This window comes from Mannheimia glucosida (genome assembly GCF_046267875.1).
Taxonomy (GTDB): domain Bacteria; phylum Pseudomonadota; class Gammaproteobacteria; order Enterobacterales; family Pasteurellaceae; genus Mannheimia; species Mannheimia glucosida.
This window is the reverse complement of the sequence record NZ_CP176502.1, coordinates 1277105-1289929: the sequence shown is the minus strand read 5'-3', so window position 1 is coordinate 1289929 and position 12825 is coordinate 1277105. Positions and strand designations below refer to the sequence as shown.

General features: G+C 38.8%; 14 protein-coding genes. 7 read left to right on the top strand and 7 right to left on the bottom strand.

What is annotated here, in order from left to right:
• Positions 1–121: 121 nt before the first annotated feature.
• Positions 122–2926 (top strand): S8 family peptidase, encoded by a 2805-nt coding sequence (locus tag ACJ7Z2_RS06305; protein ID WP_409499708.1) that lies wholly within the window; start codon positions 122–124, stop codon positions 2924–2926.
• A gap of 140 nt (positions 2927–3066) precedes the next feature.
• Here the strand turns inward: ACJ7Z2_RS06305 and ACJ7Z2_RS06300 are convergent, their stop codons facing one another.
• The 3 genes from ACJ7Z2_RS06300 to ung are packed head-to-tail and all read right to left on the bottom strand — an operon-like array spanning position 3067 to position 5165.
• A complete protein-coding gene (locus ACJ7Z2_RS06300) occupies positions 3067–3504 on the bottom strand; it encodes an NfeD family protein (protein ID WP_154704123.1) in 438 nt (145 codons plus the stop codon).
• A 35-nt stretch (positions 3505–3539) separates the two neighbouring features.
• A complete protein-coding gene (locus ACJ7Z2_RS06295; RefSeq protein ID WP_154704122.1) occupies positions 3540–4460 on the bottom strand; it encodes an SPFH domain-containing protein in 921 nt (306 codons plus the stop codon).
• A 15-nt stretch (positions 4461–4475) separates the two neighbouring features.
• Positions 4476–5165, bottom strand: coding sequence for a uracil-DNA glycosylase (gene ung / locus ACJ7Z2_RS06290; protein ID WP_154704121.1), 690 nt, complete (start codon positions 5163–5165; stop codon positions 4476–4478).
• A gap of 157 nt (positions 5166–5322) precedes the next feature.
• Here ung and grcA point away from each other — a divergent pair, with 157 nt between their 5' ends.
• Entirely contained in the window at positions 5323–5706 is a 384-nt protein-coding gene (gene grcA / locus ACJ7Z2_RS06285; protein ID WP_154704120.1) for an autonomous glycyl radical cofactor GrcA, read from the top strand.
• Positions 5707–5880: 174 nt separating this feature from the next.
• Positions 5881–6339: a LexA family protein gene (locus ACJ7Z2_RS06280; protein ID WP_154704119.1), complete on the top strand. Its 459-nt coding sequence runs from the start codon at positions 5881–5883 to the stop codon at positions 6337–6339.
• 65 nt (positions 6340–6404) lie between these two features.
• On the opposite strand, the gene ACJ7Z2_RS06275 is transcribed toward ACJ7Z2_RS06280, so the two are convergent.
• Together ACJ7Z2_RS06275 and nfo are read right to left on the bottom strand one after the other, a co-directional pair.
• Complete coding sequence (locus tag ACJ7Z2_RS06275; RefSeq protein ID WP_154704118.1) at positions 6405–6977, bottom strand: NlpC/P60 family protein; 573 nt, start codon at positions 6975–6977, stop codon at positions 6405–6407.
• Positions 6978–7104: 127 nt separating this feature from the next.
• Entirely contained in the window at positions 7105–7950 is an 846-nt protein-coding gene (nfo, locus tag ACJ7Z2_RS06270) for a deoxyribonuclease IV (RefSeq protein ID WP_409499707.1), read from the bottom strand.
• Between the two features lie 59 nt (positions 7951–8009).
• Between nfo and ACJ7Z2_RS06265 the strand changes: the two genes are divergently transcribed.
• The gene (locus ACJ7Z2_RS06265) at positions 8010–8579 is read left to right on the top strand and encodes a molecular chaperone (protein ID WP_409499706.1); all 570 of its coding nucleotides are present in this window, start codon (positions 8010–8012) and stop codon (positions 8577–8579) included.
• 29 nt (positions 8580–8608) lie between these two features.
• On the top strand, positions 8609–8992 hold the full coding sequence (locus tag ACJ7Z2_RS06260) for a hypothetical protein (protein WP_409499705.1): 384 nt from the start codon (positions 8609–8611) through the stop codon (positions 8990–8992).
• A 77-nt stretch (positions 8993–9069) separates the two neighbouring features.
• Here the strand turns inward: ACJ7Z2_RS06260 and ACJ7Z2_RS06255 are convergent, their stop codons facing one another.
• Complete coding sequence (locus ACJ7Z2_RS06255) at positions 9070–9678, bottom strand: DUF2057 family protein (protein WP_409499704.1); 609 nt, start codon at positions 9676–9678, stop codon at positions 9070–9072.
• Positions 9679–9815: 137 nt separating this feature from the next.
• On the opposite strand from ACJ7Z2_RS06255, the gene corC reads away from it, so the two are divergent.
• Complete coding sequence (corC, locus tag ACJ7Z2_RS06250; protein ID WP_409499703.1) at positions 9816–10715, top strand: CNNM family magnesium/cobalt transport protein CorC; 900 nt, start codon at positions 9816–9818, stop codon at positions 10713–10715.
• Positions 10716–10773: 58 nt separating this feature from the next.
• A complete protein-coding gene (gene lnt / locus ACJ7Z2_RS06245) occupies positions 10774–12282 on the top strand; it encodes an apolipoprotein N-acyltransferase (protein ID WP_409499702.1) in 1509 nt (502 codons plus the stop codon).
• Positions 12283–12327: 45 nt separating this feature from the next.
• Here lnt and ribH read toward each other — a convergent pair whose 3' ends face one another.
• Complete coding sequence (gene ribH, locus ACJ7Z2_RS06240; protein WP_006249293.1) at positions 12328–12792, bottom strand: 6,7-dimethyl-8-ribityllumazine synthase; 465 nt, start codon at positions 12790–12792, stop codon at positions 12328–12330.
• Positions 12793–12825: the final 33 nt, after the last annotated feature.

Here is a 12825-nt window from a genome sequence, read left to right as displayed (position 1 = left end):
AAGATAAAAATTAGAAAACTAAATATATCAAAAAGTTTGATCTTTATCATTAACCAGATGATAATTATTTGTAATAAAAAATTAACTACGTAAAATAAGCTTATTTTTTGGAGGTAAAATCATGTATAAAATAAAGCACTCATTTAACAAAACACTTATTGCAATTAGCATTTCTAGTTTTTTATCTATTGCATACGCTACAGAATCAATAGAGAATCCACAACCTATCATTCAATTATCTGAGAGCCTCAGCTCAAAATATAGTGGCAAGGGTGTTAAACTAGGGGTAATGGATGAGGGCTTCATGGTTAAACACCCTCGCCATAGTTCACATCTTCATCCTCTTACTCACCAATTAACAACACCCGAAGGCGAAGTAAGAATCTACGATTCAAGTTATCCTCAATTCGAGGTAAAACCCGTAGAAAAAGAAGATGGAATTGATCTTATTCCTTCTCTTGAAACACACGGTGCAGGTGTAGCTGGTATTATTGCTGCTCAAGCAGATAAAACTCTTGGTGATGGCTATAGTGGTGGTATTGCAAAGGGAGCTGAGCTTTATGTTGCAACGAAGTCATATAAGCGAACTTTAGAAGAAGTTATTCAAGATGCTAAGAAAGAATTAGAAAATGCACAAGACGAAGAGGATGAAAAAACGCCAAGTCTGGATCAGATGGCAAAGAATGACTTATTAGCAAGCAAAGAAAAAGAAATGGCAATTGAACGTGCTGAATGGGCATCCGGGCTGAATAAATTACTAGATAATAATGTTTTTGCAATCAATAATAGTTGGAATCCTTTTTCTATTAGAGATGACATCAATGTTGTAGATAAATTTTATCAATCTATCAAGCAAAATAAGCACAATCCGCTACTTCAAGCTATTATGAGAGCCAAAAATAGCAACACCTTATTAGTCTTTGCTGCTGGTAATGAGAGCAAGAAACAGCCAGGCGTAATGGCTCTTCTACCACGTTACTTTCCCGAGCTTGAGAAAAATTTAATTTCTGCCGTTGCGGTAGATAAAGAACAAAAAATTGCTCCATACTCTAACCACTGCGGAGCAAGTAAAAACTGGTGTGTAGCAGCACCGGGCGATTTACATGTTTTAATTGGCGTTGCTGATGAACATAAAAAACCACAATATGGCTTAACAAAAGAACAAGGTACGTCATTTTCAGCACCCGCTATAACTGCTTCATTAGCATTATTAAAAGAACGCTTTGATTATCTGACTGCGACTCAAATTCGCGATACTTTATTGACCACCGCCACTGATTTAGGTGAAAAAGGGGTCGATAATGTTTATGGCTGGGGTCTCATTAACCTGAAAAAAGCTGTTAATGGCCCAACTCAATTCTTAAATGATGAAACTATTACCGTAACTCGTGATGACCATTGGTCAAACCCACTCGCCAGCCAATTTAAAATTACAAAAAAAGGGGACAAATCACTGCATTTAGACGGCGAAAATCATTTAGCTACGGTAGCAGTTGAAGAAGGTAGATTGGCCTTAAACGGTAAAACTAAGGTGAAAACAATCAGTAACCATGCAAATTTAGCTGTCAATGGAACCGAAGTTGAGCAAAATTATTCTTCGTCTGGACAAAGCCAATTAGAAGTGTTGGGCAAATCTGGACTAATTGCCAATGCTCAAGCCAATATACATTTAGCCGGCTCGTTAAAAATTGATGATAAATTAACAGAAAAAACCGAAGCAGGTGATGTTTCAGCGACCGTAGTACAGTTGAAAGATAAAGCAACTTATCAAGGCGGATTTACACAATTAGCCGAAAACGAGAATTTAGCCAAACGAGGGTTAATCCAAGATCTCTATTTCAAAGACAGCGAAATTATCGCAAAAGTGAATAAGCCACTAACTGATGAGAAAGCCGATACAAACGGGCAAGCCGGTTTAGCATTATTAAATGCGTTAAGAACTACACCTATTGCCTATCGCCGTAGTTGGTATAACGGTTGGCTGCAATCTGCACTCGAACAACGTAAATTAGATAATCTGCACTATGCTGTATCTAACAATATTTATCCAGATAGCCTTGAATTGCTACGTAGCCAAAATGCCAAAGGCTTAACCCAAGCACAGCAACATTTGTTTACGGCATACCATACACCACTGCAAACAACTGTTTGGGCTGAACATTTGAATCAAAAACAATCAGCCTCATCGAAGCATACCGATGTTAAACACCACCAATCACAATTGGGAGTAAACCACAAACTGGCAGATAAAACGGTACTTAGCGCAACACTTTCACAGCAAAAAAACCGCTTAGAAAAACCATTTGCACAAGCTACCTTAAAACAAACAGCATTAAATATTGGCTTACGTTATCATTTAGATAACGCTTGGTTTAGTGAAGCTACATTGCAATTTGCTCGCCAGAAATATCAACAAAGCCGTCGATTTGCTAGCCATCAACTAGGTACTGCAGAAACCAGAGGTTCAACACTCGGTGGTGAAATGCGGATCGGTTATCAATTTATGCCAAACCAATGGATAATTGAACCAAGCCTTGGCGTACAATGGATTCAAACCAAAATGAATGGTTTAAATGAAAGCGGCGAACTTGCGACTCAAACGGCTGCAATGCGTTATCGTGATGTGAATATTGTTCCAAGCGTGAAATTACAGCGAACTTTCCAACTTGAGCAAGGCTCTATTTCCCCTTATATCGGGTTAAATTACTTGCACAGATTAAATGGAAAAACGACCAAAATTACCAGTGACATTGCAGGAAAAACACTGCATAGTGAAACAACGACGAAACGTAATCGCCAATTAAACGGCGAAGTCGGGGTGAAACTGCATTATAAAAATTGGTTTACTGCGATGAATTTAGATTACAGTCGAGTGAAATCTGCAAACCTATTTGGTTGGAAAGTAAATGTTGGTTTTAGTTTCTAACTTATTATGGTGGGATACAAGCGGTTAATTTAGGGTGAAAATTTGCAAATTTCACTCTATTTTCAACCGCTTGAGAGAAAAAACCTTGAACAACTGTTCAAGGTTTTTGTTTAGTGTTCTATGACTAAATAAGAAACAACTTATTGCTTACGGACAAACAAGGTAATCCCATCAACTTTCTGGACCTCAATCTTATCTGCCACTTGTAAATTATTACCTATAACACGCCAAGTCGTATCACCAAATTTTCCTCGAGCTATGCCGTTAGGTAAGATTTCAACCACAAAACCTTGAGCTCCTAGCATAGCATGCTCCCGAGAGTTAAGGGAACTGTTCTGATCCTCTTTCTTGTCTTTTCCATGTTGATATTTCCACCAAATCAGACTAAAGATAGTCGCAATTATCGCAAATAACGAGATTTGTGACGCCTGCCCTAATGTAAAAAATGCAACGATGAAAGCAAGAATAAGCGAGGCAAATCCCCACCACATAATAAAGACACCCGGTAATACTAATTCTAATGCAAGGAGCACAAAGCCTAATATGCTCCAGCCAATCCAATTAAAAAACCAATCCATACTCCCTCCATATACTCAATTAATCCAGTTTGAGGCTATGAGTTTGTTTTATTGCTTTTTAAAATTTCAGCAATACCGGCAACCGAACCAATCAAATTTCCGGCTTCTAACGGCATAAGCACAACTTTACTGTTATCTGAAGAACCTATTTCTTTCAAGGCTTCGGTGTATTTTTGTGCAATAAAATAGTTAATCGCTGTAGTATCGCCTTTAGCAATCGCTTCAGAAACCATTTGGGTCGCTTTAGCCTCCGCTTCTGCGGCTCGTTCACGAGCTTCTGCCTGCAAGAATGCTTCTTGTCTTTCACCTTCTGCTTTTAAAATACGAGATTGTTTTTCCCCTTCAGCGCGCAAGATTTCAGCTTGTCGAATCCCTTCTGCTTCAAGAATATCAGCACGTTTATTACGTTCAGCTTTCATTTGAGCATTCATTGCCGCAACCAGCTCTTTCGGTGGACGAACATCCCGAATCTCAATACGGGTGACTTTTACTCCCCAAATATTAGTCGCTTCATCGACAATAGAAAGTAATCTACCGTTAATTAAATCACGCTGAGAGAGCATATCATCTAGATCCATAGAGCCAAGTACAGTACGCATATTTGTCATGGTCAAATTGACAATTGCTTGCTCTAAATGATTCACTTCATAGGCAGCTCGGCGAGCATCAACCGTTTGAACAAAACATACGGCATCAATCGCAACACTTGCATTATCACGTGAAATAACTTCTTGCGATGGAATATCTAAAACTTGTTCCATCATATTCATTTTCCGACCAATACGATCAATAAAAGGCACAACAATGTTCAATCCAGGGCTTAGCGTTTTAGTGTAACGACCAAAACGTTCTACTGTCCAATGATAGCCCTGTGGCACAATTTTAATAGTCGAACTTAATGCAACTAAAACAAGCACAACAAATGCAATACTAACAATCGGTAAATCAAAAGTCATCGTTTGCTCCTTAAACTAATGTGTTGAAGAATAACTAACGTCTACTGATAATTGCCAATTAATTGGGGATATTCCTTGAGAAATCAAGTAGTTATTGGCTTTAGAAAAATGTTTACAACCAAAAAATCCACGATATGCGGAAAGTGGTGATGGGTGCGGAGAAGCTAACACACAATGGCGATTACGATCGATAAATTGCCCCTTTCTCTGAGCGTGGCTTCCCCAAAGTAGAAAGACTAAATTATCACGGTGTTGATTTAATTGTGCGATCACTTTATCGGTAAAAATTTCCCAACCAATTTGTGAATGCGAACCTGCTCTACCTTGCTCAACCGTTAAGCTGGTGTTTAACATAAACACACCTTGTTTTGCCCAATCAATTAAATACCCATGTTGTGGAATTTGAAAGCCCTCGATATCTTCAGACAATTCCTTATACATATTAACCAAAGAAGGCGGTGGAGCAACTGGTGGTTTCACCGAAAATGCTAAACCGTGAGCTTGATTTGGGCCGTGATACGGATCTTGCCCCAAAATCACCACCTTCACCTCACTAAATTCAGTTAAGGCAAAAGCACTAAACACCTCGTTTTGCGGAGGATAGATGACTTTGCCGGCTAATCGCTCGTTATGTACATAGTGTAAAATTTGTTGAAAATACGCTTTTTTCTTTTCTTCACCTAAGGCTTCTGTCCAAGTTTTCATAAAACCACCAAATGTATATTTTTTATTCAATTAACTTAATCATGTCTAAAAATGGTTAAATTTTTATCGCTTTTTATCTAAAAAGGGGTACAATAACTTCAAATAAATTTGAATTTTTAAAATTTTTTTACAATTTACCCTTATAGGAGATATCAAAATGATTAAAGGTGTACAAATCACAAAATCATCAAACAGCAACTTATTAAACTCTTTCTGGTTATTAGACGAATCTAAAAATGAAGCTCGTTGTTTAGCTGCGAAAGCTGGCTTTGAAGAAGATCAAGTTGTTGCTATCAGCGAATTAGGTGATATCGCATACCGCGAAGTTCCGGTTAATGTTGCACCAACGATTAAAGTTGAAGGCGGTCAGCACTTAAACGTGAACGTTTTACGCCGTGAAACATTAGAAGATGCGATTCAAAACCCTGAGAAATACCCACAATTAACGATTCGTGTTTCAGGTTATGCAGTTCGTTTCAACTCATTAACCCCTGAGCAACAACGCGATGTTATTACTCGTACATTTACTGAAAGCCTATAATAACAGCTTTTAAGCATAAGAAGCACCCTATGGGTGCTTTTTTATTACTTTTTAAAGGATAACAAGCGGTCAAAACACTGGTTAAATTTACAAAAAATTCCAAAATAATGGTTGACACTGCTATTTTAGCCAGTAAAATACACCTGTATAAAAAAACAGATAGAGGATTTTACTATGGCTTCAATTAGACAAATTTCAGATCAAACGGCAGCTTATCAGCCGATTCCGCTTTATCGGGATTTCAATAGCAGCCGCTCTGTAAAACTCGATCTTAACTCACTTTGTATCAAACGTCCGAGAGACACTTTTTTTATCCACGTGAAAAACCCAAATTTAATCGCGTGGGGAATTGAACTAGACGATTTATTGATTGTAGAACAGACCAATCAATATTTAGTTAATGATCTATTGGTGCTTGAAAAAGATGGGGAATATAAATTCTATCAATTCTTTAATGAAATTCAGAATGGGGAAGGTATTGCTGAAAAAATTTTATTTTCATTAGATGTGAGCGAACCAAATCTTAGAATTGCTGATTGGGCTGAAGTAAAAATAGCAGGTGTAATTACTAATGTGGTTCATCAAATGCGTACTCGTGGAGCATTTACACAAGCTAAGCAACGCGTAGCATAACTTTTTTAATTAAAAAAGAACACTCGCAAAAGTGAGTGTTCTTTTCATCTTGGAATTGTAATTTATTAAATTACACGGCGAGATTGTGTGTAGTTTCTTGACCAGTAGCTTTCTGACAATGAGCTGGTGGTTACCCCTCTACTTGAACTAGCGTGTACAAATTTACCATTACCAATATAAACCCCTACATGGTTATTCTTACGGAAAAAGACTAAATCACCTGGGCGTAAATCAGATTTTGAAATGGAATGCCCGACATGGCGTTGTTCTGCAGTTGAACGAGGCATATCTTTACTAAATGCTTTGCCCATCACTTCACGCACAAAGGCGGAACAATCAATCCCTGCTTTTGTTGTGCCGCCTAAACGATAGCGTGTCCCTACCCAATTATGATAAACACTATTAATACGACCACTATAATTCGCTGTATGAGCGGCAGAAATTGGAAGATTTTCTCGATTGGTAAATACTGAAGAAGACTTAGCTAATCTTTCTGCTTTACTTGCAATGATTTGATTTGGTGTGGCCGGTTTAGAACTTAAACTTGCTACAGCAATGGAAGAATACCCTCCAAAAACAGACAAAATAGAAGCAATAAATACGGGCTTGAAGGTTGTTGCAAAAAGATTTTTTTTCATAATTTATGTCTCGTCTCGCCAGAACAATTACAGCGGTAAATTCCTTAACTAAATCTTCTAAAAGATTAAAAAAGATAACAAAATAAGGTCTAGACTCTGCTAGACCCACTACTCAGACCAGTATAACCTATTTTAGTTCCAATGTGCGTAGAAATTTTATTTCATCTGCCCAAATTTCAGGCGAAATTGTCTCTAAAATCATAGGAATATGGTCAAAATTCGTATTTTGCATAATAAATGCAAATACATCAGTCCCTATTGTACCTTCTCTTAAAGTATGATGGCGATCTACTCTGCTACCTAATGGTGTTTTTGAACCATTTAAGTGCATCCCCCTTAAATAATAGAAACCAACCGTTTGGTTAAAATCATTAAATACCGCCTCGCTCTTTTCATAAGAGCTAATATCATATCCGGCAGAAAATAAGTGACAAGTATCTAAACACACCCCCACTCGGCTTTTATCCTCAACTTGCTCAATAATAGTTGCCAAATGATCGAAATGCCAACCTAAATTAGAACCCTGTCCTGCCGTATTTTCAATCACGGCAATAACATTCGGTACTTTTTCAACTGCAATATTGATCGATTCTGCAATTCTAGCCAAACAATCTTGCTCGGAAATTTGCTTTAAATGCGCCCCCGGGTGAAAATTCAACAATTTTAAACCTAATTGATTTGCTCGAGACATCTCATCAATAAATGCTACACGAGATTTCTCCAATGCCTCCGCTTCCGGATTTCCTAAGTTAATCAAATAGCTATCGTGTGGTAAGATTTGCTCTGCTGAAAAATGATGCACTTTACAAAAACGCTTAAATTTTTCGATAGTTTCGGCTTTTAATGCCGGTGCCTGCCATTGACGTTGATTCTTAGTAAATAACGCAAATGCATTAGCACCAATTTCTACGGAACGCAAAACTGCATTTTCCATCCCACCTGAAGCACTAACGTGTGCGCCTATATATTTCATTCAGTCCTCTCTTGTGTTCTGCTATACTAGCAATTCTTTTTTTCTATCTATTTCAAATTATGAGCGAAACTACCATTAACGATTTTTCCCTGCTTTGCCGTTTGTTTGGCAACTTATTTTATCGTCACCCTACCGACCCTATTTTAGCTGGCACATTTAACTGGCTTGCCCAAGGAGGATTACGCCAAGCTTGGGCCTTAAATACAGATAGCCAAAGTGAAAATGCGCTGACTCTCTTACAAAAGAATGCTAACCCTACGCAATTAGAGGCAAGCTATCAAGCGCTTTTTGCTGAAAATGGGGCTATTTCTCCAACAATTTCAGCCTATGGATTATCAGTTAGTGATTTTGTGGCTTTTAGACAAGAACGGGCAATGCCTGAATTAGAAAATGCCGATCACGTTGGGTTACTATTTCTCACGGCATCTTGGATCGAAGATAATCTCGATTCTGCCTTAGCTCAAAAAATATTATTCGAACGATTTTTACTACCTTGTGCAGGCAAATTCTTAGGAAAAATAGAAGCTTTCGACAATGGTTTTTATAAAGCCCTCGCACAACTTAGCCGTGATGCCCTTAGTGCTATGGCTGATGAACTTGAAGAAAGTGAGTTAGAAGCGGTAGAATAAATCACCAATTTCAACTAGAGGATTCAGCCATGAAAACACTCAAATTAGGCTGCATTTTTTCACTCGCACTTATGTTAAGTAGCTGTACTTCAACTCCAGAGCAACAAGCTGAACGTAAAGCGAAGCAAATTCGGGCAGAACAAGATTTGCAAGTTCAGCTCGCCAAACAATGTGATGTAGAAACGGCGGAGTTAATCTACCAACAATTTAATCCGCCACTTAGCCAAACTAAACAAGAAGAGAAAGCATTTAAGAAACGCTATGCCGAAAAAGTCAATGACCCAATGTTCCAAGCCTGTTATAATCTTGCTTGGCAAAATTACAAGGCACAAGTAGAACTTGAAGAAATTCGTTGGAATTACGATAGAGATTATATGTATAGAGGCTGGCGTTACTGCTATTATTGCTGGTAAATCTCATTGTATGAGCGGTCATTTTTTAACACCTTGCAAAAAATTGGCGAGAAATGACCGCTTATTAATTGATAGGCTTATTTTATATTTTTCTTCGCCCATTCTAAGAAACGTTTTTGGGTGTCTTTATCTGCTTTCCTAAATAAAAGCTGTAACTCTTCTTGTGAAACTTTATTTGTATCCACCACAATTTGTCCTTTTGCTTCAAGAGGTGCCGTCGCAAACTGTTCAACTGAAGCTGTTTTTTTCGCTAAGTTATATTTCGTTAAATTATCTTCAACTCTTGTTTTCGCAAGGAAACCTTCCCCTTTTAAGAAATCTTGTTTATGTGAAATAACCTTACCTGAATCGGTTTTAATTGCCACAGTCTGATTCTCTTGGAATTTACGAAGATCTAACTTTGAATTTAATCTTGGCGTTTCTAATTTTGCATTTTCCGCACTGCCTTGGAAAGTCAAAATGATTTGATCAGAGGTGAAAAAATCCCCTTCAACTGTTCCACCGACTTCCACTACCACTTGATGCGTTTTATTCTCACTCATTTGAACCGAAGTCGTGCCGGATTTAACACGTTGCCCGTCAAAGGCTAAAATGTCCACCATTGATGATGTACTTAACGTCCCGGCCATACTCATCGAACTGACGACTAAAGCTGCTAAACTTACTGCTATTTTGGTTAATTTCATTTCAAACTCCTAAAATATGAAGAAATAAAAAGATTTTTGCTTATCCTATGCTAATTTGAGTGAAAATAGCAATGTTTTATTTGCTTTGTGACTGAATTTGCTTATTATAAGCGTACTTTATTTAAGTGGAACAAACTATGAGTGATGAACAGCAAAGTGTAAACACCACCGAAAAATCAGAAAAAAAATCGATTTTACACTCTCTATTTAGCGGGCTTTTTCAAAACGAGCCTAAAAACCGTGAAGATCTAGTCGAAGTGATTCGAGACTCTGTCGAAAATGAATTGATCGACAGCGACACCAAAGAGATGATCGAAGGAGTAATGGAAATCTCGGAATTACGAGTGCGGGATATTATGATCCCCCGAGCACAAATCGTGTTTATTGATGCCAATGAACCTTTAGATGTCTGTATTGATTTAATTATTGAATCCGCACACTCTCGTTTTCCAGTGATTCGGGGTGAGAAAGATATTATCGAAGGTATTCTTCACTCTAAAGATTTATTGAAATATTTACGTTCTGACTCTGAACCCTTTAATCTGCAACAGGTATTACGCCCTGCGGTTATTGTACCGGAAAGCAAACGCCTAGACCGAATGCTAAAAGAGTTCCGTTCAGAACGCTTCCATATGGCAGTAGTGGTTGATGAATTTGGTGCGGTTTCAGGCTTAGTCACTATTGAAGACATTCTTGAACAAATTGTGGGTGATATTGAAGATGAGTTTGATGAAGAAGAGGTCAAACCAATTCGCCAGCTTTCAAGACATACTTATGCGGTATTACCGCTCACCGACATCAAAAAATTCAATGAATTTTTTGCTACCGACTTTAATGACGAAGAGGTGGATACCATTGGTGGTTTAGTGATGCAGGCTTTCGGCTATTTCCCGAAACGAGATGAGCAAATTGAGTTAAACGGAATTGATTTTAAAGTCACCTCAGCCAATAGCCGCCAGTTGATTCAGCTACGAGTCACACTTTCCGATGAGCAGTTGGAGAAAATGGAAAAAGTCTCTCCAAACGAAGAAGAATAATATAGAGAATATCAACCAAGGCACGTTTCGGCGTGCCTCATTTATTTAGTGAGCCATTATGAATTTTGCAAAAAATCCACCATTTTTAACCGCTTGTATTCTTGCTCTCTTGCTAGGAGCTATCGGCACTTTCGCCTATTCGCCTTTTGATATTTGGATTATTGCCTTTGCTTCCGCAGCCGGCTTGGTTTGGTCAGCCACTCTAGCAAATCGAAAAACTGCATTGTGGGCAACTTTTGCTTGGTCTATCGGCTACTTCTGCACCGGTGTAAACTGGGTTTCCGTCAGTATGACCCAATTTGGCGGTGTGCCGACCATTGTAAGCTATATTGCCGTATTTCTGTTGGCGTGTTATCTCGCTATTTATAATCTGCTGTTTAGTGTGATTTCACACAGGCTAAAGCTGAATAATCCGTTTGCATTAGCAGCCATTTTTACCTTTACCGAATATTTACGAGGCGTCGTGTTTACCGGCTTTCCGTGGCTACAATTCGGCTATAGTTTAATAGACAGCCCTTTTGCCGGCGTTGCTCCGATTTTGGGCGTGGAAGGTTTAACTTTCTTAGTGATCCTTGTAAGTGGCTATTTGGTTCATTTTGCTCAAAAAGAAGCGAAAATAGTGCCATCATTAGCAACACTAGCAGTCATTTTTGGCTTAAGTTTTGCAACTCGCTTTATCCAATTTGTGCAAATTGATGACCAAAAACAACCGCTTGTAGTGAGTTTGGTGCAAGGGAATATTGAGCAAAAAATGAAATGGGATCCGCAACATTTCAACCACAGCGTGCGAACTTACGAGCAACTTATTCTACCGCTGTTAGGTAAAAGTGAGTTGATTATTTTACCTGAATCCGCCATTCCGGCACTTGAAAATCAAATCAGCCCGTTGCTTGGCTCGCTCGACCACTTAGCCCGCCAACACGGAAGTGAAATTATTATCGGCACGCTCTATCAAAATGAGCAAGAGGAACTGTTTAACAGTAGCGTGCTATTAGGCGAAAAAGAGAGGGAATATGCCCTGCACGGCAACCCTCGCTACAACAAACATCACCTTGTGCCGTTTGGCGAATATGTGCCGTTTGGCTCGGTGCTGGATTGGATGCGAGACGTGTTTATTCTGCCGATTAATCTTTCACAAGGCAGTTTCGTTCAACCATCATTCTTGGCGAAAAACAACCGCTTTAATATGGCGATTTGCTATGAAATTATTTTTGGTGATCAGTTACAACAAAACCAAAAAAGCCAAAATTCAGATTATTTATTAACTATCACCAATGATGCGTGGTTTGGCTCTTCTATCGGGCCTTGGCAACATTTCCAAATGGCAAGAATGCGAGCGTTAGAACTCGGCAAACCATTACTTAGAGCTGCGAATACCGGTATTACCGCCATTGTTGATGCCAACGGAAAAGTAACAGAACAACTGCCGCAATTCACTACCGATGTACTAACTGCTACCATTGTGCCAACCATAGGCGATACACCATTTAAACAATTCGGTCACTGGTTGATTTACAGTTTTAGTCTATTTTGTGTCATTGCCAGCCTGTTACTACGCAAAAAATAAAAAAATCCCCTTAGGCTCTTGGGTCTAAGGGGATTTTATCGCTGATTAGGCTAAGGCTTTTAATAGGTTCGCCATTTCAATCGCTACCATTGCACACTCTTCGCCTTTATTACCGGCTTTAGTGCCTGAACGCTCAATCGCTTGCTCTAAATTTTCCACCGTTAAAATACCGTTAATAATCGGCACGCCGGTTTCTAAAGCAGAAGAGCTGATGCCTTTTGCTGACTCGTTCACTACCACATCATAGTGACTGGTTGCTCCACGCACGACCGCACCTAAGCAGATAATCGCATCATAACGACCGCTTTGTGCCATTTTTTTCGCTGCAATTGAGATTTCTAATGCACCCGGCACCCATACGGTGTCGATATTTTTTTCTTCTACGCCGTGACGCAATAATTTATCGGTTGCACCGTTTAACAGTTGGTCGATAAAAATTTTGTGCCAGTTAGTTGCCACAATACCGAATTTTAAACCGGTTGCGATGTAGTTTCCTTGAAATGTTGCCATTGTTGGTTTTCCTTCTAAAAGAATAATCAATTA

Bases quoted from the DNA above. Each gene is read 5' to 3' on its own strand.
- ACJ7Z2_RS06305 (WP_409499708.1), top strand. From the start codon at position 122: ATGTATAAAATAAAGCACTCATTTAACAAAACACTTATTGCAATTAGC.
- ACJ7Z2_RS06300 (WP_154704123.1), bottom strand. From the start codon at position 3,504: ATGGATTGGTTTTTTAATTGGATTGGCTGGAGCATATTAGGCTTTGTG.
- ACJ7Z2_RS06295 (WP_154704122.1), bottom strand. From the start codon at position 4,460: ATGACTTTTGATTTACCGATTGTTAGTATTGCATTTGTTGTGCTTGTT.
- ung (WP_154704121.1), bottom strand. From the start codon at position 5,165: ATGAAAACTTGGACAGAAGCCTTAGGTGAAGAAAAGAAAAAAGCGTAT.
- grcA (WP_154704120.1), top strand. From the start codon at position 5,323: ATGATTAAAGGTGTACAAATCACAAAATCATCAAACAGCAACTTATTA.
- ACJ7Z2_RS06280 (WP_154704119.1), top strand. From the start codon at position 5,881: ATGGCTTCAATTAGACAAATTTCAGATCAAACGGCAGCTTATCAGCCG.
- ACJ7Z2_RS06275 (WP_154704118.1), bottom strand. From the start codon at position 6,977: ATGAAAAAAAATCTTTTTGCAACAACCTTCAAGCCCGTATTTATTGCT.
- nfo (WP_409499707.1), bottom strand. From the start codon at position 7,950: ATGAAATATATAGGCGCACACGTTAGTGCTTCAGGTGGGATGGAAAAT.
- ACJ7Z2_RS06265 (WP_409499706.1), top strand. From the start codon at position 8,010: ATGAGCGAAACTACCATTAACGATTTTTCCCTGCTTTGCCGTTTGTTT.
- ACJ7Z2_RS06260 (WP_409499705.1), top strand. From the start codon at position 8,609: ATGAAAACACTCAAATTAGGCTGCATTTTTTCACTCGCACTTATGTTA.
- ACJ7Z2_RS06255 (WP_409499704.1), bottom strand. From the start codon at position 9,678: ATGAAATTAACCAAAATAGCAGTAAGTTTAGCAGCTTTAGTCGTCAGT.
- corC (WP_409499703.1), top strand. From the start codon at position 9,816: ATGAGTGATGAACAGCAAAGTGTAAACACCACCGAAAAATCAGAAAAA.
- lnt (WP_409499702.1), top strand. From the start codon at position 10,774: ATGAATTTTGCAAAAAATCCACCATTTTTAACCGCTTGTATTCTTGCT.
- ribH (WP_006249293.1), bottom strand. From the start codon at position 12,792: ATGGCAACATTTCAAGGAAACTACATCGCAACCGGTTTAAAATTCGGT.